16 protein-coding genes are annotated in these 19,986 nt (G+C 56.8%); 13 read left to right on the forward strand and 3 right to left on the reverse strand.

Features of this window, described 5'->3' with window-relative positions; all coding sequences use genetic code 11:
- Positions 1-22 precede the first annotated feature (22 nt).
- Both E5201_RS06150 and prfB read left to right on the forward strand, forming a co-directional pair.
- Positions 23-2,386, forward strand: a complete 2,364-nt coding sequence (locus E5201_RS06150) for a penicillin-binding protein 1A (RefSeq protein ID WP_140986058.1) — start codon at positions 23-25, stop codon at positions 2,384-2,386.
- Between the two features lie 70 nt (positions 2,387-2,456).
- A protein-coding gene (gene prfB / locus E5201_RS06155; RefSeq protein ID WP_140985160.1) for a peptide chain release factor 2 occupies positions 2,457-3,579 on the forward strand; the annotation gives its coding sequence in 2 pieces (ribosomal slippage) (positions 2,457-2,525 and positions 2,527-3,579; 1,122 coding nt in all).
- A gap of 50 nt (positions 3,580-3,629) precedes the next feature.
- Here prfB and E5201_RS06160 read toward each other — a convergent pair.
- Complete coding sequence (locus E5201_RS06160; RefSeq protein ID WP_140985161.1) at positions 3,630-5,618, reverse strand: TonB-dependent receptor plug domain-containing protein; 1,989 nt, start codon at positions 5,616-5,618, stop codon at positions 3,630-3,632.
- 166 nt (positions 5,619-5,784) lie between these two features.
- On the reverse strand, positions 5,785-7,218 hold the full coding sequence (tldD, locus tag E5201_RS06165) for a metalloprotease TldD (RefSeq protein ID WP_140985163.1): 1,434 nt from the start codon (positions 7,216-7,218) through the stop codon (positions 5,785-5,787).
- A 483-nt stretch (positions 7,219-7,701) separates the two neighbouring features.
- Between tldD and coxB the strand changes: the two genes are divergently transcribed.
- The 9 genes from coxB (at position 7,702) to E5201_RS06205 (ending at position 17,266) form a co-directional block, all read left to right on the forward strand.
- Positions 7,702-8,727 (forward strand): cytochrome c oxidase subunit II, encoded by a 1,026-nt coding sequence (gene coxB, locus E5201_RS06170; protein WP_140985165.1) that lies wholly within the window; start codon positions 7,702-7,704, stop codon positions 8,725-8,727.
- Positions 8,728-8,749: 22 nt separating this feature from the next.
- Positions 8,750-10,426, forward strand: coding sequence for a cytochrome c oxidase subunit I (gene ctaD, locus E5201_RS06175; protein ID WP_140985167.1), 1,677 nt, complete (start codon positions 8,750-8,752; stop codon positions 10,424-10,426).
- Between the two features lie 94 nt (positions 10,427-10,520).
- Entirely contained in the window at positions 10,521-11,519 is a 999-nt protein-coding gene (cyoE, locus tag E5201_RS06180; protein ID WP_140985168.1) for a heme o synthase, read from the forward strand.
- A 2-nt stretch (positions 11,520-11,521) separates the two neighbouring features.
- Complete coding sequence (locus E5201_RS14770; protein ID WP_181404553.1) at positions 11,522-11,683, forward strand: hypothetical protein; 162 nt, start codon at positions 11,522-11,524, stop codon at positions 11,681-11,683.
- Positions 11,684-11,688: 5 nt separating this feature from the next.
- Complete coding sequence (locus E5201_RS06185) at positions 11,689-12,237, forward strand: cytochrome c oxidase assembly protein (RefSeq protein WP_140985170.1); 549 nt, start codon at positions 11,689-11,691, stop codon at positions 12,235-12,237.
- A gap of 177 nt (positions 12,238-12,414) precedes the next feature.
- A complete protein-coding gene (locus tag E5201_RS06190; RefSeq protein ID WP_140985172.1) occupies positions 12,415-13,275 on the forward strand; it encodes a cytochrome c oxidase subunit 3 in 861 nt (286 codons plus the stop codon).
- Positions 13,276-13,410: 135 nt separating this feature from the next.
- Positions 13,411-14,127 (forward strand): SURF1 family protein, encoded by a 717-nt coding sequence (locus tag E5201_RS06195; RefSeq protein ID WP_140985173.1) that lies wholly within the window; start codon positions 13,411-13,413, stop codon positions 14,125-14,127.
- 2 nt (positions 14,128-14,129) lie between these two features.
- Positions 14,130-15,398: a M16 family metallopeptidase gene (locus tag E5201_RS06200; protein WP_246050425.1), complete on the forward strand. Its 1,269-nt coding sequence runs from the start codon at positions 14,130-14,132 to the stop codon at positions 15,396-15,398.
- 179 nt (positions 15,399-15,577) lie between these two features.
- Positions 15,578-17,266: a putative bifunctional diguanylate cyclase/phosphodiesterase gene (locus tag E5201_RS06205; RefSeq protein WP_140985174.1), complete on the forward strand. Its 1,689-nt coding sequence runs from the start codon at positions 15,578-15,580 to the stop codon at positions 17,264-17,266.
- Between the two features lie 16 nt (positions 17,267-17,282).
- Here E5201_RS06205 and E5201_RS06210 read toward each other — a convergent pair whose 3' ends face one another.
- Complete coding sequence (locus tag E5201_RS06210; RefSeq protein WP_140985176.1) at positions 17,283-18,698, reverse strand: alkaline phosphatase PhoX; 1,416 nt, start codon at positions 18,696-18,698, stop codon at positions 17,283-17,285.
- A gap of 267 nt (positions 18,699-18,965) precedes the next feature.
- On the opposite strand from E5201_RS06210, the gene rplM reads away from it, so the two are divergent.
- Positions 18,966-19,445 carry a 50S ribosomal protein L13 gene (gene rplM / locus E5201_RS06215; RefSeq protein ID WP_140985178.1) on the forward strand — a complete coding sequence of 160 codons (480 nt, stop codon included), beginning with the start codon at positions 18,966-18,968 and terminating at the stop codon, positions 19,443-19,445.
- Between the two features lie 2 nt (positions 19,446-19,447).
- Entirely contained in the window at positions 19,448-19,933 is a 486-nt protein-coding gene (gene rpsI, locus E5201_RS06220) for a 30S ribosomal protein S9 (protein ID WP_140985179.1), read from the forward strand.
- Positions 19,934-19,986 lie beyond the last annotated feature (53 nt).

Below are 19,986 nucleotides of genomic sequence, written 5' to 3' on the forward strand. Positions count from 1 at the left end.
GTTTGCCGTAGCGGGCGTGATCATGATGGTCACCGTCGCTGTGGCCGGATTTGCCATGGCTATATATGCAGCCTGGCTGTTTCACGATCTGCCGGATGGTAATGAAATCGCTGACTACCGGCCACCGACCTCCACCCGCGTATTTGCCTGGGATGGCACGCTTATTGGCGAATATGCGCAGGAGCGGCGGATATTTGTGCCCTATAACCGTCTGCCTGAGCGGCTGACTCAGGCGTTTCTGGCGGCGGAAGACCGTAATTTCTTCACGCATTCGGGTGTGGATATTGGCGGCCTGAGTCGCGCCATGATGAAAAACGTCTCACATGCCGCGCAGGGGCGCAGGCTTGAGGGGGGATCAACCATCACCCAGCAGGTGGCTAAAAACGTCCTTCTGACCAATGAGCGGACGCTGGGGCGTAAGCTGAAAGAAGTGATTCTGGCGCGCAGGCTTGAGACCTCCCTCAGTAAAGAGCAGATTCTTGAGCTTTATCTGAATGATATCTATCTCGGCTATCGTTCCAATGGTGTGGCGACCGCCGCCTTTAACTATTTTGGCAAATCGGTTGATCAACTGACTCTGTCTGAGATGGCCTATCTGGCGGCCCTGCCCAAGGGGCCGTCCAACTATCATCCGTCACGCCGTAAGGCGCAGGCCATTGCCCGCCGAAACTGGATTCTGGGGGAAATGGCACAGGTCGGCTGGATCACGCAGGTCGAAGCGCAGGCCGCGCAAAAAGAAGACCTTGTGGTGCAGGCTGCCCCCCAGCGGGCCAAGTACCGCGATGCCGATTTCTTTGTTGCCGAAGTTGAGCGCCGCGCGAAAAATCTGTTTGGTGAAGATATCTATTCTTCGGGCTATTACGTTAAAACAACCCTTGACCCCAGGTTGCAGACAGCGGCGCGTATCGCGCTGATGGATGGACTTGAGGTCTATGACCGCCGCCATGGCTGGCGCGGGGCGTGGGGTAATGTCGAGCTTTCCGAAGGCTGGCAGGATCTGGCCGGTAAGGCGGAAACGGCGCTGGCTGAGAACCGTCAGGCCCCGTTTGAGCGGCCTGAATGGCAGGCGGCTCAGGTCGATCGTCCCGGCGCGGGCGGCATCCGTCTGGTGTCCAATGGCGACAGTGGCACCTTGCGCGGTGAAGACCTGAGCTGGGCACGGGGCGGGGCGGGCCTTAAGGCTGGTGATCTGGTGTTTGTCTCACCGACGGGCAGCAATGGCGTCTATCGGCTGCATCAGGTACCTGCGGTCAATGGTGCGCTGGTGGCGGTTGATCCGTGGACGGGCCGCGTCATGGCTATGGTCGGCGGCTACAGCTATTCTCTGTCGAAATTCAATCGGGCGACGCAGGCCCGCAGACAACCCGGTTCGGCCATCAAGCCGTTCATCTATGCCACGGCGCTTGAGGGGGATTTCACACCGGCTTCTATCGTGGTCGATGGCCCGATCAGCTTCCGTGGTGCGGGCGGTTCGGTTTGGGCGCCGCGCAATTATTCGCGCACCTATTACGGGCCGCAGACCCTGCGTAAGGGGCTTGAGCTGTCGCGTAACGCCATGACAGTGCGTCTGGCCGATAAGGTGGGCATGAAGAATGTCGCGCAAAAGGTCATATCCTATGGCGCGGTCGACAAGATGGAGCCCTATCTGCCCAACGCGCTGGGGGCAGCCGAAACGACACCCTTTATGCTGACTTCGGCCTATTCGTTATTTGTCAACGGTGGGCGTCGGGTGACACCGCACCTGATTGAGACGGTCTCTGATCATGAAGGCAAGATGATCTATAAGGCCGAACGCCGTAACTGTCCGTCGGGTTGTCGCAGGGCGTTTGATGGTACGGAATCGCCGCGCCTTGTTCCCGATGGTCAGCAGGTGATGGATCCGATTGTTGCCTATCAGGTCAATTCCTTCATGCAGGGCGTGGTTCAACGCGGCACAGCGACGCGTGCGCGGGTACTTGAGCGCCCGATTGGCGGCAAGACCGGTACAACCAACGAATATCGCAGCGCCTGGTTCGTCGGTTTTTCACCCGATCTGGTGGTGGGCGTGTTTATCGGTTTCGATGATAACCGGCCGCTGGGCTCGTCTGAAACTGGTGGGCAGACGGCCTTGCCGATTTTTGTCGACTTTATGAAAACGGCAAACAAAGGCAAACCGGTTAAAGAGTTCCACAAACCGAAAGACGCGGTCTACGTTTCAGTTCGCGGTCACGAAGAGGCCTTCCGTCCCGGCACAGAACCAAAACCGGTCGAAGCGCCTGTGGTCGAGCAGGGGCCACGTCCCTACACGGAAGTATGGCGTGATGGTCTGACCGAAACCGCGCCTGATCTGGTGCCGTTTGATCCGTCACGTGCGACACCACCGCCGCGCTATGTGGATGAGGATTAGGAAAGCCTTGCCAAGCTGAACGCGGGTGCGTATCCCGACCAATTGAATATTCAGGACTTAAGGAATTAACATGCGACTGGATGTGGAGGCTTCTGCCACCGACATCGAGCAATCCATCGGATTGCTCAGGAGGCGTCTTTGACTGGGATGTGGCGCTCAGAAAACTCGACGAACTGAATGCGCGGGTCGAGGACCCGACCCTGTGGGACAAGCCGGACGACGCTCAGGCCGTCATGCGGGAACGCACGCGTCTGGCCAGTGCCATGGATGCGGTTCATGCTCTGTCCAAAGACCTGAAAGACGCGCTCGAATACGCCGAACTGGCGGATATGGAAGGCGACGAGGATTTGCTTGAGGAAGCCCGTGCGATGCTTAAAGGCATCAAGGAGCGGGCGGCGCGTGCCGAGCTTGAGGCCCTCCTGTCCGGTGAGGCCGATGGTAATGACGCCTATGTCGAAATCAATTCCGGTGCCGGTGGCACGGAGTCTTGTGACTGGGCAGGTATATTGTTGCGTATGTATACGCGCTGGGCGACCCAGCATGGTATGAGCGTCTCAATCGAAGAAGAAACACCGGGCGAACAGGCGGGCATCAAGTCCGTAACATTGACTATCAAGGGGCCGAACGCCTATGGCTGGTTGAAGACCGAAGCCGGTGTGCACCGGCTGGTGCGGATTTCACCCTTCGATTCCAACGCGCGCCGCCACACTTCGTTTGCCTCGGTCTGGGTTTATCCTGTGGTCGATGACACAATCGAAATCGATATCAATCCGGCGGATGTGCGCACCGACACCTATCGCGCCTCAGGCGCAGGCGGTCAGCACATCAACAAGACCGACTCGGCGGTGCGCCTGACGCACATTCCGACCGGTATCGCCGTCGCCTGTCAGGCCGGTCGTTCGCAACATGCGAACCGTGACGAAGCCTGGAAGATGTTGCGCGCGCGGCTCTATGAGGTGGAACTGCAAAAGCGCGAAGCTGCCCAGCAGGCGCTTGAGGACCAGAAGACAGACATTGGCTGGGGACACCAGATACGATCCTACGTTCTGCAACCCTATCAGATGGTCAAGGATCTGCGCACGGACGTGGAAACCTCTGACAGTCAGGGGGTTCTGGATGGTGACCTTGATGCCTTTATGGGGGCGGCTCTGGCGCAGCGCGTCGGGGCAACGCGCGACGGGGCAGAATCGTAAAAACAGGGCCTTCTATGGGGCGGGGTCTCAGACCCTGCCTTAGGCGCTGGTTAAAGTTCGTTGCGGATGCGCAGGTAGAGGCGGGGCTCGGAATCGCGCACTGAGCTTTCGTGATAAGCGACTTCGCTGATGCCGCGCAGGCCCTCATAGCGGGTGGCCTCATAGGTCGAGGTGCGCGAGCCAAGGTTTTGCAACTCGCCACGAATAGCCAGTTTATGGTTTGGGCGGTATTCGGCATAGAGGCTGACCCACGGTGATCCCAGCGAACGGCTGACCTGATTATAGCGCCATGTGGTGTTGTCCCAGCCCTTATCGACCGACCAGCCCCACGAATAGAGCGGCTTGTCCTGAGAGAAGTTCAGGGAGAGGGTGACAGGCGTCTGACCAGAGATGCGGCGCTTTTCACCGGTGACCGGATCGGTGACTTCGGATTCGTTCCAGGTGGCATTGAAATGCACCATGCCGCCTTCGTCCGTCAGCAGGCCATCGGTTGGCAGGCTCAGGCGTGTGCTCAGGCGCTGGTTTTCACCATCGCCGATATTGCCAACGGCGTCATGAACCGCGTTTTCGGTATAAACGGGGACACGTTCAATGGCGTCTTCGATCTGATACTGCTGATAGTTGATGACCAGTTGCCCCTTATCGGCAAAGCGGTAATCGAGGCTGATCTGGTCGGCCCACTGACGGTAGGGCACAAGATTGACAGGGGCCAGAAGCTGTTCGGGCTTTTCATATTGCCATTGCGCGACAGATACAAAATCCCAGTAGCCCAGACCGCCGACTTCGCGTTCGCGGCTGATGCGCACCTGAAGGCGGTCATCGGGACGCCAGTTCACCGACAGGCGCGGCCTGGAATAGCTGTAGGTCTCGCGCGCGCTATAGGTGCCACGATGATAGATATCGGCCGTTTCAACCATCAGACCACCATCGATGGTTATATTGTCTGCAGGCCGCCAGTTGGAACTGATATAGACCTTGCCACGGTTTTCCTCACCGTGAACCACACCGGGGGTGACAATATCGTCAGGCGTCATCCATGATCCGGTCGAGAGGCTTTCGCTGTCGAAGACATTGTAACGGTGTTCGGCACCGGCCTGAAGGGTCAGGGCAGAATTCTTACGCCATGTGGCCTGACCGCTGAGATTACCTTCGGCGGTGATTTTTTCCTCAACATAATCCGACGTATAGGTCGGCCTCAGGTAGTTGCGCTCATAGGTGTTGCGGTTTTCACGCGCCCACATATCGAGCCTGAGGTTGACGTTATTCACGACGTCGCGGTTATAGCTGCCGGAAAATTCAGTGTTCAGGTTTTCGGTCTTACGGGCTTCGCTTTCCAGCGTGTCGCCGGTGTAGTCGGCATCGAAACCCGACACCTGAGGGCGCACCTTGCCTTCGAGAGACATATAGCCGCCATAGGCCGAACCGGCCCATTTCACCCGCGCCTCAAGGCCTTCGCTGTTGCCGCGTGACTGAGTGATGTGGTGTTTCTCAGTGCCGTCGGCATAGGTGGTGTATTTGTCACCGCGCCCTGTGCCGTCGTCATTGTTCTGGAAATAGTTGAGACCGGCTTCAAGGGTTTTGCCCGCACGTTTTTTCAGCCATGTCAGGCCGAACTGCGGTTTGACGCGTCCGCCGGTATAGATATTGCCGCCGTAGTTGAGGGTCACGACGGGCTTATCGGTCGGCTTGCGCACGATGTTTATAAGTTCGTTGTGGCCCTGAAAATCATGACTGCCGGTGCCTGCGGGGATGCGTTCAATACGCTCAACCATAGAGGCGGGGACACGGCGCAGGGCCTCAGACAGGCCTTCGCCCGGACGCTGGCCATCAATCAGTACATTTCCGTTTCCATTTGAGCCCGAAAGCACAAAGTTCGGTATATGGCGCACCATGTCTTCAGCGGAATGTACAGATTTGCCGGTAAAGTCAGAAAGGGTATAGCTTACCTGTGCGGCCGCGGCGGACGGCCCCATAAGCCCCCCTGCGAAACCAAGGCAAAGCGCCAGAACCGATGCGGATGTCATGGCCTTCAGGCGCATTAAACCAGATACCCTTGAATATGGTTTTACGAAAAATACCGATGCGGCAATAGGTTACATTATGTAACAACGGATACAGTTTCACAAGCCCATAAAGCCTCAATGCGGCATATGTGCGGCTAAATACGATTAAACACAAAAGGTTAATTTATATTATAATTGAGATTTATTGGGTGCCGCCCACCGTAATGCCGCGAATTTTCAACGAGGGCTGACCGATTCCGACCGGCACACTCTGACCAGCCTTGCCGCACGTGCCGACACCGGGGTCAAAGGCAAAGTCATTGCCGATCATCTCGATCTGGCGCATGACGGCGGGGCCGTCACCGATCAGCGAGGCACCTTTGACGGGCGTGGTGACCTTACCGTCTTCGATCAGATAAGCCTCGGTGCACTGAAAGACGAACTTGCCGTTGGTGATGTCCACCTGACCGCCGCCAAAATTAACCGCATAGAGACCGCGTTTGGTTGAGGCGATCATGTCGGCGCGCGTATCGCTGCCGCCGGTCATGAAGGTGTTGGTCATGCGCGGCAGGGGCTGGTGGGCATAGGACTGACGGCGACCATTGCCGGTGACGTTCACGTTCATCTTACGTGCGGACAGACGGTCGTGCATATAGCCCACCAGTACGCCGTCTTCGATGAGCGTTGTGGCCTGTGTGGGCGTGCCTTCATCGTCAATATTCAATGAGCCGCGGGCATCGGTAATCGTGCCGTCATCAACGACCGTGACGCCTTTGGCGGCAACCTGCTGTCCCATCTTGCCTGAAAAAGCCGAGGTGCCTTTACGGTTGAAGTCACCCTCAAGGCCGTGACCGACCGCTTCGTGCAGCAGTACGCCCGGCCAGCCATTGCCGAGGACAATGTCCATTTCACCGGTGGGGGCGGGAATGGCCTCAAGATTGACCAGAGCCTGTCTTAAGGCCTCATCGACCTGAGCCTGCCAGTTGTTCGGATCAACCAGTTCGGTCAGGCCAATGCGTCCACCGCCGCCGGTAGAGGCGGTTTCGCGACATCCGTTCTTTTCGACAGACACACCAATCGAGATGCGCACCAGAGGGCGGTAATCATGATAGATTTCGCCGCCTGCACGCAGAATGGCTATGTGGCGCTGATCGCTGGCAATGGAGGCTGATACCTGTACGACGCCGGAATGCTTGTCGCGGGCATAGGCGTTGATGGATTCGAGCAGGGCAATCTTGGCGGCAAAATCCATGTCGCTGATGGGATCGTGCGCGCCGTAATAGCGCTGGTTGCTGCGCGGCGGATTAGACGTGGACAGGCTTAAGGAGAGGGCCTTGCCCTGTTTGGCCTGCGCAGCGGCATCGGCAGCCCGACGGATGGCCTCAAGACTCAGTTCGGCGGCATTGGCAAAACCTATGGTCTCATCGGAGACGATTCTCAGACCAAATCCCTGATCGGCCCCATAGTTGGCTCCCTTCAGGCGACCATCATCGAAAACAAGTGATTCTGTCTCACGTGATTCGAAGAAGATTTCCCCGTCATCCGCACCGGTCATGGCCTCGTCAAAAAGACGCTGGCAGGCCTGAATGTCCAGATCCTTGAAGGCAGCGGGTGAGGTGGCGTGGTCTAAGGGCATTGAAACTCACTTCTGTACAACGGGTAACGGCGACCGTTTCGCCTGAATATCAAAACCGGTCATTATTCCTGAAACTGTTCTTTATTTAGGTGCGAAATCGGTCAAAGGCTATGGGGCGTACGAATTTATTGTCAGATGAGCCGTCAGATGGGGAGGCGGGCGCACATGCGCTCAAAGCCGCGACAAAAGATCGCACCTGTCAGGGTGATGCAGGGGATTTGAAATAATTCTCCCTGTTCATATCAGGGAATCCGCGTTTTAGCCCTTTGCAATTTGCTCATATGGCATTATGGGAACCGTACGCAAAGGTGAGACATATTGTCATAAGTCGTCACCTTCGCTGTCACCCTGACCGGTTTCATAAGGGCAGGGACGGCGACCGAGGATTAACTGGCTTTGCACCTGCCGCACCTTGATTGAAAGGCGGCAGGCAAAAGGCCGTCATTATTGAGGATAGTGGGAATGGGCATCCGAAGGCTGACCATGGCTGGCGTCCGGGCCGGTAAGGCTGGGATCGGCGCTATACTAGCGTCTTTGAGCGCGTGGTTTGTGGGGGCCGGTATGGCCTTCGCCGAAGAGGTGGCAGGGCTGCCGACTGATAAGGCCATCCATCTGCAAAAGTCTGTGTCGGAGCTTAAGGACGACGCTATTTTCTTCCATGACTGGATTTTGCTGCCCATCATTACGGCGATTGTCGTTCTGGTGCTGGGCCTGCTGATCTGGATCGTGTTGCGTTACAACAAGCGCACCAATCCAACCCCGGCGCGCTTCTCACACAATACGACCATTGAGATTCTGTGGACGGTCGTTCCGGTTCTGATCCTTGTCTATATTGCGTTCTTTTCGTTCTCGCTGATGCGTAAATACGAGAATATGCCTGATCCTGACGTGGTGGTTAAGGCGACCGGCTATCAATGGTACTGGGCCTATGATTTCCCTGAATTGGGTGTCGAAGGTATCGAATCGCGGCTGCTGCCCGAAGCCCGTGAACTGGAGAGCGCGCGTGCCGCCAATGTGCCGTTCCTGCTGGGTGTCGACAATGAGTTGATCGTGCCGGTAAACAGTGTTGTTCAGGTTCAGGTTACCGCCTATGACGTTATCCACGCTTTTGCCCTTCCGGCCTTTGGTGTGAAAATTGACGCGGTTCCGGGGCGCCTGAACAATCTGTGGTTCAAGGCCCGTGAAACCGGCATCTTCTATGGCCAGTGTTCGGAACTGTGCGGTATCGACCATGCCTATATGCCGATCGCTATCCGCGTTGTGACCCAAAAAGAATTTGACGACTATATCATCGCTGCCGGTGGCAAGACCCGCGCCCAGATCGCTCAGGAAGCGGCTGCGGCCAAGCTTGCTGAACAACAGGCGGCTGCAGAAGCCGCTGCCGCGGCGGACACGGCTGAAGCGGCTGGTGCTTCGGCGGTTGCCACCGACGCGGCCACAGCTGCCTCCGACGCGCCCGCCGCTGCCACCGATGGTGGATCAGCTTCTGCCGCCGCTGCGGCCCAATAATTAGTAAAGAGAGACGAACGCAATGGCTACGAACGCTTCAGTCGCTCATGATCATCACGACGATCACGACAACCATACGCCGCCTTTCTTTAAGCGCTGGTTCTATTCGACCAACCACAAAGATATCGGGCTTCTGTACATCTTCTTCTCGATCTTTGCCGCCATCATCGGTGGTGGCCTGTCGGGTCTGATCCGCTGGGAGCTTTATGAGCCGGGTCTTCAGCTTTTTGTTGAAGGCAGCATGCTCGACTCACTGGGTATTTTCCAAGGCAAGCACGGCTATAATGCTGTGGTTACCGCCCACGCCCTGATCATGGTGTTCTTTGTGGTCATGCCGGCAACGGTTGGTGGTTTCGGCAACTATTTCGTACCGCTCATGATCGGTGCGCCGGACATGGCCTTCCCCCGCCTGAACAATATCTCGTTCTGGCTTCTGGTGGCGGGTTTTGTTCTGCTGGTTATCTCGCTGTTCGTTCCGGGCGGTGTCGGTGCTTCTGATAAGGGCTTCGGGGGCGGCTGGACCGTCTATCCGCCTCTGTCGAACGCCCAATACCATCCGGGGCCGTCGCTTGATCTGGCGATCTTTGCCCTGCACGTAGCCGGTGCTTCGTCGATCCTCGGTGCGATCAACTTCATCACCACGATCTTTAACATGCGTGCACCTGGCATGACGCTTCACCGCATGCCGCTATTTGCGTGGGCTTTGCTGGTCACCGCCTTCCTGCTGCTGATCTCGCTGCCGGTTCTGGCGGGTGCGATCACCATGCTGCTGACCGACCGTAACTTCGGCACCAGCTTCTTCATTCCGGCTGGCGGCGGCGATCCGGTCATGTACCAGCACCTGTTCTGGTTCTTCGGTCACCCCGAAGTGTACATCATGATCCTGCCGGGCTTCGGCATCGTCAGCCATATCGTCTCGACCTTCTCGAAAAAGCCGGTCTTCGGTTATCTGGCCATGGCCTATGCTATGGTGGCCATCGGTGTTGTCGGTTTCGTCGTGTGGGCGCACCACATGTACACCGTCGGTATGGGCTTCAACCTGCGTGCCTACTTCGTTATGGCGACCATGATCATCGCTGTGCCTACCGGGGTTAAGATCTTCTCGTGGATCGCGACCATGTGGGGCGGGTCGATTGACTTCAAGGTGCCTATGCTGTGGGCCATCGGCTTCATCTTCCTGTTCACCGTTGGCGGTGTGACGGGTGTGGTTCTGGCCAACAACGCTATCGATACCTCACTGCATGACACCTATTATGTCGTGGCACACTTCCACTACGTGTTGTCGCTTGGGGCTGTGTTCTCGATCTTTGCGGCCTTCTTCTACTGGTTCGAGAAGATGTTCGGCGTGAAGTTCAATGAACTTCTGGGACAAATCCAGTTCTGGATCATGTTCATTGGCGTGAACGTTATCTTCTTCCCGCAGCACTTCCTCGGTCTGCAAGGTATGCCACGTCGTTACATCGACTATCCGGAAGGCTTCGCCTACTGGAACAAGGTGTCGACCATTGGTTACCTGATCACCATCGTCGGTGTGGGCGTCTTCTTTATCCTTCTGATTGAAGCCGCAATCCGTCGCCGCAAGGCAGAGGCCAATCCTTGGGGTGAAGGGGCTACGACCCTTGAGTGGACACTGTCCTCACCGCCGCCTTATCACCAGTTCTCGCAACTGCCTGTGATCAAGGATGACGGTCACCACTAATTCCCTGAACTTTTAGGGAAAACTATCGGGGGATGGGGCGCATTGGCACCTCATCCCCCAATCGTATCTAAACGGCTATATACTGTTGAGCGCCATGATCCCAAACACCGCCCTGACTGAAGACAGACCCGAAGAAGCCGCATCCGGCGCTGAGGCCGTCTATGCGCAAAAGGCGCTGCGGGCCTCTCCGGCGGATTATTTCCAGCTTCTGAAACCGCGCGTCATGTCACTGGTGGTTTTCACCGGTCTGACGGGACTGGTGGTGGCACCTGTGGACATGCATCCGTTGCTGGCCTTTGTGGCGGTGCTGTGTATTGCGCTTGGGGCGGGTTCGGCCGGGGCGCTGAATATGGCGCTTGAAGGGACGACCGATGCCCTGATGCGCCGGACACGTGGTCGGCCTGTGGCGGCAGGGCGCGTCACCAAGCAGGACGCCATGGCCTTTGGCGGGGTACTGGCGTTTTTGTCCGTGTCGATGATGTGGCTGTCGGTTAATGATCTGGCGGCGGGACTTCTGGCGCTGACCATTGTCTATTATGTCGTGCTTTACACCATGATTCTTAAGCGCCGCACGCCGCAGAACATCGTCATTGGCGGGGCGGCAGGGGCGTTTCCACCGGTTATCGGCTGGGCAGCGGCAACCGGTGTTGCGCCGCTTGAGGCCTGGGTCTTGTTTGCTATCATCTTTTTGTGGACGCCACCCCATAGCTGGGCGCTGGCGCTTTATACGACCGAAGACTATGCCAATGCCGGTATTCCAATGATGCCCGTGGCCAAAGGCGCGAAATCAACGCGCCTGCAAATTCTGCTGTACAGCCTTGTCATGGCGCCGGTGGCCTGCGTGCCGATCCTGTTTGGTATGGGCGGCATTTCCTATGCGGTTGTATCGGTTCTTGGCGGTCTGTTCTTTGTGTTTCTGGCCATGCGGGTGTTTTTGTCGAAGGCCGGTGACCATCCGGAGGGTGGGGAAAATTCGCTTTATGATGTGAAAAAGGAAGCGGTCGCCGCGCGTAACCTGTTTGCCTATTCCATTCTGTATCTGACGGCATTGTTTGCCGCTCTGTTGCTGCACCACGCCTTTACGGGAGTATAGCCATGACTGATAAACCTGTTGTTCCGGTTACGGATGCCGACAAAAAGGCCTATCTGGCGGCTCAGAAACGCCGCAACATTGCCATTGGGCTGGCCCTGACCGCCTTTATTGTGCTGGTGTTTGTTGTGACGGTTGTGCGCATCCGGCAAGGGCTGGGATATTAAATGCAATGAAGAAACTGTCGCGTAATCAGAAGTTTCTTATCGGGTTTCTCATTGTTCCGGCCTTCATGGTTGGTCTGGCCTATGCCTCAGTGCCGCTTTATCGCCTGTTTTGTCAGGTGACGGGTTTTGGTGGCACGACTATGAAGGCCGAATCAGCGCCGACGCTGGTGACGGACAAGCCGGTGAAGGTCCTGTTCGATACCAATGTGAACGGGCTGGACTGGACGTTTAAATTTGAGCAGCCGTCGCAACTGACCACGGTCGGGGCGACAAACATGCTCTATTTTACCGTAAAGAATAACTCCGATAAGCCGCAGACGGGGCGGGCGACCTATAATGTCGTGCCGGATGTCATGGGGCCTTATTTCATGAAGCTGGAATGCTTCTGTTTTACCGATCAGACGCTGCAACCGGGTGAGGAACGCACCTTTCCCGTAGTCTATTTCCTCGATCCGGAGATGCTGAAGAATAGCGACACCAAGGGGACAACCAATGTCACCATGTCCTATACCTTCTTTGAATCGCAAAATGTGGCTGCGGTGGCCGGGAAATAGACGCAGCTGCGACCTTATGGCGCAGGGTGTGGCAAAAAGTAACAGATACGCCCCGCGAACCGATTGTGTTTAAAAACGATCTGGATTAAGACCGGACATTCAGGGTTTTAGTCCCGATAGACAATAACCGTTCGCGCAAGGTTTTCGCGCGACACACCAGAGATGAGTTGAGCGAACATGGCCCAGCACGGCGTGAACCACGATTATCACATCATCAACCCCAGCCCGTGGCCCTTGCTTGCCTCGATTGCAACGGTCGTTCTGTTCCTTGGGGCAGTGATCTGGATGAAGGGGCTTTTTGGACAGGAAGGGCCTTTGGTTTTTATCCTTGGTCTGGCAGGCGTCCTGGCGGTTATGTATTTCTGGTGGAGTGATGTGATCCGCGAATCGAAAGCGGGCGACCATACGCCGGTTGTGCAGCTTGGTCTGCGTTATGGTTCGATCATGTTCATTGCCTCGGAAGTGATGTTCTTCGTGGCCTGGTTCTGGATTTTCTTTGAAGGCGCATTGTTCTGGGAACACCGTGCGGGCGCGGCTTCGGCGATCGAAGAAGTCCGTCTGGCCTGGTCGGCATGGCCTCCTGCAGGTATTGAGACCGTCAGTGCCTGGCAATTGCCGCTGGTCAATACCCTGCTTCTGCTTCTGTCAGGTACAACGGTTACCTGGGCGCACCATGCGATTTTGAAAAACGATCGCAGTGGGGCCAAGCTGGCTCTGGCGATTACACTGGTTCTGGCGGTCAGCTTCACGGCGGTGCAGGCCTATGAATATCACCACATTTTCCACCACCATTACTTCTTCAACGAAGCAGCAGCCAATTCCGGCCTCTATGCCTCGGCCTTCCTTCTGGCCACCGGCTTCCACGGCTTCCACGTTATTGTCGGAACCATCTTCCTTGCGGTTTGCCTGATCCGTCTGTTCAATGGCGATTTCACCCCGCAGAAGCATTTTGGTTTTGAATCGGCGGCCTGGTACTGGCACTTCGTTGACGTGGTGTGGCTGTTCCTCTTTGCCTTCATCTATGTGGTGTTTGTGTAGATCAAACATTTATGGCCGACCGGTCCATACTGAGATAATGATTACAGGACGACCGGAACTGTTCCGGTCGTCTTTGTGATTCTGATAGGCTATAAGGGCCGCGAACTTTTATACGGAGAACGGGCAGGGTGACGCATGTCGGACGGGCTTAAATCGGGTGCATCCGGACGTTTTCCGGTCGGTCTGACCATTGCCACCGTTGTCGCTTTGGTCATCTTAGTGGGGCTGGGGACCTGGCAATTGCAGCGTCTCGGCTGGAAGCAGGCCCTGCTTGCGGATTATGCGCGCACCGAGGTCGTGCCGCCGGTAGCCATCGAGGCCCTGCTTAATCGCCCGGAAAATGTAGCCTGGCGGCAGGCGGTGTTGCGGGACTGTGAAATTTCACCTGAACGGATAGTCTATCTGCATGGCGTCGCCGATGCCGAGGCAGGGTATCATCTGCTGACCCCTTGTCCGGTGGCGGATGGATATATTCTCACTGATATCGGTTTCTTGCGTGAAAAGTCATCTGAGACTGCGCCTGTGACTGTTTCTGGTGTCTTGGGCCGCCTGCGGCCCTTTGAGACTCCCAACAGTTTCATGCCGCCAAATAATCCGGCTGCCGATGACTGGTATCAGCGGCGGGTTGAGGATTTATCGGCCCGCTGGGGTGTGACTTTACGCGATGACTACTATCTGGCCCTGTCCGAAGGTAATGTGCTGGGGGCGAAGCCGGTCGATCTGACGCGTAACCTGACCAACCGGCATCTGGAATATGCCCTGACCTGGTATGCGCTGGGGCTGACGCTTGTGGCCATCTATGTCGCTGTTATTCGCCGCCGTTTACGGGCAGCACCTAAGGAAAAAGTTTGACCATGTTATCAAGTTCTTCGGCAGCGGGCGGTGTATTTTCCCTCACATTGCCGAATGGGCTACGCCTTGTTTGCGACCCTATGCCGATCAAGACCTTTGCGCTTACGGCCATTATTCATGGCGGGGCGCGGTTTGAAACGCCGGCGCAATCCGGTTGGGCGCACTTAAGCGAGCACATGGTCTTCAAGGGCGCAGGCAGTCGCAATGCGCGGGAACTGGCCGAAGCCATTGAGCATCGGGGTGGTACGATCAATGCGTCAACCGGCTATGAGCATACGCGGTTTGAAGTGCGGGGCATGCGTGAATTGCTGCCGCTGGCGGTTGAGGTGGTCAGTGACCTGATGTTCCGCCCGGTGCTTGATGCGGCTGAGCTTGAGCGCGAAAAGAAGGTCATCGAGCAGGAAATATCCGAAGCCTTTGATGCGCCTGACGATCATGTGTTCGACCTGTTGCAGGCGGCGGTCTTTGGCGATCACAGCCTGGGGCGACCTATATTGGGAACGTCTGACAGTCTGGCACCGGCACGGTCGGAAAGTCTCAGGGCCTATATTGAAGGGCTTTATAATCCATCGGAAACGGTTGTCTGCGTGTCCGGCAGTATCGGGCCGGAGGACCTTGAGGCCATTGGGCGTCATTTCAGTGAGGTCGAAGGTCGCGGCGGGCGTGAGGCCACGCAGATGCCGGTATTTATGGCCGGACATGAGCGTCAGAAACGCAAAATCGAGCAAACCCATATGGCTTTGGCGTTTCCGGGGCTTAACCGGTATGATGACGATCTCTATGCCCTTAAGCTCTATGGCGAGATACTGGGGGGTGGAATGGCGTCACGGCTTTTTCAGGAGGCGCGTGAAAATCGCGGACTGGCCTATAGTATCGATGCCTTTACCACTGCCTTCAGGGATACGGGGCTTTTGGGGGTCTATGCCGGTTGTGCGCCTCAGGATGCCGCCGGACTTTGTCAGCTGATTTGCTCGGTTATGCACGATCTGGCGGACGCGCCGCTTGAGGCAGAGCTTGAGCGGGCGCGGGCGCAGTATAAGACCGGTCTTTATCTGAATGACGAGAATGCGGCGCATCGCGCGGGCACCTTATCCGGTCAGATGCTGACCTATGGGCAGGTGTACAGCCTCACCACGCAGTCTGAGCGGCTGGATGCGGTTTCGGTTGATGATCTGAAACGGGTAGGGGCGCGGGTACTGTCTGGTGGAATAGCTTCGGCCATTGTAGGGCCGGCCATGAAAAAAGATCCGGCAGACTTTCTGAGGGGCTGAGAAAACCGAGGGGAATTTCTTATTATTTTTATTCAATAAACTTTGATTTTATCTGAAAATAAATAAATGGCCGCTATAACCGCCTTTAGTTTTATTTTCTGCCGAGTTGAGTAATGTCAGGCGTTAGTCTTTTTGGGTTCAGCCGTCGGGGGACGGAGAGCCGTGCGGCAGGTGTGCAGATGAAGTCGGCTTCCAAATCGGATACCAAATCCGGCGTGCTTGCACACAACGCAGGGGCGGCGCAACTAGCGGGTGATGTCGAAGCCGCAGGGTTCGTGGCCTGGACCTATGACCTGATCCGCGCTCAGTTTGATTTTCAGGGTAAACTTGAGGGCTCAGACCTCAGTGATCTGAATGCGCTTTTTGCAGCGGATGCCTTAAGTAGCCTGACTTCGGGTATGCAGCAGGGGAAAGCGGTACGTTGCTTTCTTACGACAGAGGCGAACAGGGTTCTCTATTTCAAAGGCAATAAGCGCCATGATCAGCCGTTGATCAGTGGCCTTGTTACGGATGTGACGGATGACCTTCCGGCACATATGCATGCGATGCAGGGGCTTAAGGTGCCGAGTGAGCATATCGATCCGCTGACAGGCCTTTATAACCGCTACGGATTTCTTAAAGCCGCGCAAACCATTTTGCAGCAGTCGGGTGAATTTGATCTTGTGGTTGGTGATCTTAACCGGTTTCGCCGTCTGAACGAAGCGCTGGGGCATGAGCGCGCCGATCTGGTTCTGGGGCTTTTGGCTAGGCGGCTCAGGGAGGTTTTCGACGATAAGGCACTTCTGGCGCGGCTTGGCGAAGACGAATTTGCCGTTCTCACCCTGCGCGGTTTTCCGCGTGTGTCCGAGCGTATGCGCACAGCGCTTGAGCGTTCTATTACGGTGGCCGGTTTTGATATTCACCCGACCTTTTCCATGGGCGCGGTGTCCGTTGATGGGGGCGAGCACGCCCTTGAGGCCGGTGAATTGTTGCGACGTGCCGAGATGGCCGTTGAAGTGGCTCAGGCCAAGGGCGTCGGCAGTGTGGCGTCATACAAGCACGATCTTGAGACGGACGGCCTGACGCAACTGGCGCTGGAGGCCGAGTTGCGAAAGGCCTTTGTCAGCGGTGAGATTATCGCCCACTATCAGCCGATTATCGACCTCGGTTCGGGACGTATCGCCGGTTTTGAGGCGCTGGCCCGCTGGGCGCACCCCAAGCGGGGCCTGATACGCCCTGATCATTTTCTCGGGCTGACGCGGGATATGGGATTGCTGTGCGATCTGACCAATATCATCCTCAGTCATTCCGTAAAAAATCTGGCGAAATGGCGGGCCGCCTATGATTTGCCGGACTCTTTTTTCATCAGCGTCAACCTGTCGGCGGCGGATATTGAGCGGGCGCATCTGGTGGAGGATATTTCCCGCCTGATCCGCAGCCATGCATTGCCGGTAAAGGCGCTCAAGCTGGAAGTGACCGAAAGCGATGTCATGCGTGACCCGCATGCCGCCGCGCGGGTGCTGGGGTCGCTGAGGGAGGCGGGGGCAGGGATCGCTCTGGATGATTTCGGTACGGGTTTTTCCTCCTTAAGCTATCTGGCGCGCCTGCCGCTCGATACGCTGAAAATCGATCGGTCGTTCGTCAGCACCATGATCACCGAACGGGCGTCTGAGAAGATTGTGCGCTCGGTTCTGACGCTTGGGCGTGACTTCGGACTTGAGGTCGTGGCCGAAGGGGTCGAGGATATGGTTCTTGCCGAGAATCTGGCGCAGCTTGGGTGCCATTTCGGGCAGGGTTGGGGCTTTGCCAAGGCCCTTAAGGAAGGTGAGGCCGAAAGCTATATGCTTGGGTCATTGAAGCAAACGCCTGATGGTGCGCTTTCGGTCTGAGGTTCGGGCTTTGAGGTTACGCCCTGAAACGATCCCAAGGCCCGGTGATGGCTACGGTCCAGCCATTGGCCTGAAGGTTGGCGAACAGGGTCGAGCCATCGGGTGAGAAGCAGGCACCGGCCCATTCGGAATTCTTCACATCCGTATTGCGGGCGAAGGTGGCTACCTTACCGTCGCGGGTCAGGATGCGGATGTGGTTTTTCAGCGTGTCGGAATAGCGATCCTCACAGGCATAGATATGTCCCCACGGCGCGACCGTGACATTATCGATGTAATCGAACAGCAGGTCGTTATTCGGTTCGGCGAACAGCTGAAGCTTGCCGCTGAGGGTAGCGTCGTGCTCGGTGCCTTCATAGGGGCCGGGGACATAGCGCATTAACTGACCGTTCTGATGCACGCCGCCGGAGGTGCAGGCGAAATAAAGCTCACCCTCTCCGAACCAGATGCCTTCGCCACGGGCAAATTGCGCCGCCCCTTTGGCATGGGCGCGGTGACGCAGGTCGTTATTGGGACTGTCAACCTCATCGAGGTCGATCCAGTCAACATTGAAGGCTTGTCCGGCCTGCCAGATCAGGCCGCCGGTGCGGTTGTCGGTCAGGGCGTGCGGATGGTCACGAATGACCAGAGCCTGAAGCCTGCCGCCCTTATGCAGACGGCGGCGGTCATTGGGGATGAACCGGTAAAAGGCGCTGTCGCCGGTATCTTCGGTCATATAGGCAATGCCGGTTTTCGGGTCGATCGCCACGGCTTCATGATCGAAGCGTCCCATGGCCTTGAGCGGGCGCGGTTTGACAGGGCGTCTGGATTTTGACGGCACTTCAAAGACATAGCCGTGGTTTTTGTCAGAGATTTCGCCCGCACGGTCGGAGGTTTCTTCGCAACTGAGCCATGAGCCCCACGGGGTTGGCCCGCCAGCACAGTTGGTTGAGGTGCCGGTCAGGGACAGGTGATGCCTGACCAGTTCGCGCTTTTGGATATCATAGATCAGGGTCGTTGTGCCGCCGTGCAGGGGCGTGCCGTCGGGCGCTGAGGCATAGGCAAGGCCTGATTTAAGGCGGTCAGCGCGCTCATTGTTCGGGCCAAAGGGGCCGATGCCGGTTCTGGCGGGCTTTATCTCGTGGTTGCGCACCAGAGCGACCTTATTCTTCGCATAGGGAAAGCACGCCATGCCGTCATGCATGCCGGGCACCAGAAAGCCGTCGTTCATCTCTTCGCCCTGTCGGGAAAAGATGTGATAGCTGAAACCTTCAGGCAGATCGATCAGTCCGGCGGGGTCTTTGACAAGGGGGCCATAGCCCGCAATCTCGTTGACATAGGTGTCCGCGGCCCCTTCGGTGATGCGATGGGCGTGGGCCAGTTGGGTTATGCCTGAAAAGCCGGTGGAAACGGCCAGTGCAGAGCTTAGGAGGCGACGACGGGAGAGGGCGGACATAGGATGACCTCGGAACATTTATCTTCAGTTTGTCTATGGGCGGTGTCTGACTTTATAAACAGTCAAGTTTTTATGACAATATATTGCGGTAATTTAATACCATTGGCGAAAATATCAATAAATTCAGTGGCATCTATAAGGTTTATGTGAAAATAGTGGTTGACGATGCGTTTGGGGTCGTCTATAGGCGCACAACTCTTTCCGGACGGAAGGTGTGTGGCGGTCTCCGTGGCCATGTTTCGTCCCCTGATCTTTAAGGAAGTTACCATGGCCCTGTCATCGAACACGGCGGCGCTTAAGCCCGCCGAAGTCGAGAAGAAATGGATCGTGATTGACGCACAGGACGCCGTTGTCGGCCGTCTGGCAGCGTTCATCGCTAACCGTCTTCGCGGCAAACACAAGCCCGACTACACACCGCACGTCGATTCTGGCGATTATGTCATCGTCATCAATGCCGACAAGGTGCATTTCACCGGCAACAAGCTGGCTGACAAGATTTTCTACTGGCACACCGGTCACCCCGGCGGCGTTAAGCAACGCACCATGGGGCAAATCCTCAACAGCAAGTACCCTGAGCGCGTCCTGACCAAGGCCGTTGAGCGTATGCTGCCGAAGGAAAGCCCACTGGCCCGTACGCAAATGACGCACCTGCGTATCTATGCCGGTTCAGAGCATCCTCACGAAGCGCAACAGCCGGAAGTCATCGACTTCAAGGCGTTGAACCGTAAAAACATCCGGAGCGTCTGATTATGACCGAAGCCACTACATCCCAAGGTCTGGAGTCGTTGCAGGCTCTGTCTTCCGAAGCCGCTGCCGCACCGGCACCGCGCGTTCAGCAACTGGACAAGTACGGCCGCGCCTATGCTACCGGCAAGCGTAAGAACGCTATTGCCCGCGTATGGATCAAGCCAGGTTCCGGCAAGTGGATCATCAATGGTCGCGAGCAGGAAGTGTATTTCGCACGTCCCGTTCTGCGCATGATGATTGCCCAGCCGCTCAACCTGACCGAACGCGCCACGCAGTTTGACGTATTCGTCACGGTTCAGGGTTCGGGTCTTTCCGGTCAGGCCGGTGCGATCCGTCACGGCCTGTCGAAGGCGCTGACCTATTTTGAGCCTGACCTGCGTCCGGCCCTGAAGGCCGCTGGCTTCCTGACCCGCGATTCGCGTGTTGTTGAACGTAAGAAGTACGGTCGCGCCAAGGCACGTCGTTCCTTCCAGTTCTCGAAGCGCTAGCAGGGGCTTGGCCCCTGCACCCGAAACCGGGTGTCTGGGGCGGCTGTTTGCGC

Origin of the sequence: Asticcacaulis tiandongensis (assembly GCF_006475605.1) — a bacterium.
In the GTDB taxonomy this organism is placed as follows: Bacteria; Pseudomonadota; Alphaproteobacteria; order Caulobacterales; family Caulobacteraceae; genus Asticcacaulis; species Asticcacaulis tiandongensis.

What these genes read in the sequence shown, in the direction of transcription:
- E5201_RS06205 (WP_140985174.1), top strand. Translation starts at nt 15,578, where the DNA reads ATGAAGTCGGCTTCCAAATCGGATACCAAATCCGGCGTGCTTGCACAC.
- cyoE (WP_140985168.1), top strand. Translation starts at nt 10,521, where the DNA reads ATGATCCCAAACACCGCCCTGACTGAAGACAGACCCGAAGAAGCCGCA.
- E5201_RS06160 (WP_140985161.1), bottom strand. Translation starts at nt 5,618, where the DNA reads ATGCGCCTGAAGGCCATGACATCCGCATCGGTTCTGGCGCTTTGCCTT.
- E5201_RS06195 (WP_140985173.1), top strand. Translation starts at nt 13,411, where the DNA reads ATGTCGGACGGGCTTAAATCGGGTGCATCCGGACGTTTTCCGGTCGGT.
- tldD (WP_140985163.1), bottom strand. Translation starts at nt 7,218, where the DNA reads ATGCCCTTAGACCACGCCACCTCACCCGCTGCCTTCAAGGATCTGGAC.
- rpsI (WP_140985179.1), top strand. Translation starts at nt 19,448, where the DNA reads ATGACCGAAGCCACTACATCCCAAGGTCTGGAGTCGTTGCAGGCTCTG.
- E5201_RS06185 (WP_140985170.1), top strand. Translation starts at nt 11,689, where the DNA reads ATGAAGAAACTGTCGCGTAATCAGAAGTTTCTTATCGGGTTTCTCATT.
- ctaD (WP_140985167.1), top strand. Translation starts at nt 8,750, where the DNA reads ATGGCTACGAACGCTTCAGTCGCTCATGATCATCACGACGATCACGAC.
- coxB (WP_140985165.1), top strand. Translation starts at nt 7,702, where the DNA reads ATGGCTGGCGTCCGGGCCGGTAAGGCTGGGATCGGCGCTATACTAGCG.
- E5201_RS06200 (WP_246050425.1), top strand. Translation starts at nt 14,130, where the DNA reads ATGTTATCAAGTTCTTCGGCAGCGGGCGGTGTATTTTCCCTCACATTG.
- E5201_RS06210 (WP_140985176.1), bottom strand. Translation starts at nt 18,698, where the DNA reads ATGTCCGCCCTCTCCCGTCGTCGCCTCCTAAGCTCTGCACTGGCCGTT.
- E5201_RS06150 (WP_140986058.1), top strand. Translation starts at nt 23, where the DNA reads ATGATGGTCACCGTCGCTGTGGCCGGATTTGCCATGGCTATATATGCA.
- E5201_RS06190 (WP_140985172.1), top strand. Translation starts at nt 12,415, where the DNA reads ATGGCCCAGCACGGCGTGAACCACGATTATCACATCATCAACCCCAGC.
- rplM (WP_140985178.1), top strand. Translation starts at nt 18,966, where the DNA reads ATGGCCCTGTCATCGAACACGGCGGCGCTTAAGCCCGCCGAAGTCGAG.
- E5201_RS14770 (WP_181404553.1), top strand. Translation starts at nt 11,522, where the DNA reads ATGACTGATAAACCTGTTGTTCCGGTTACGGATGCCGACAAAAAGGCC.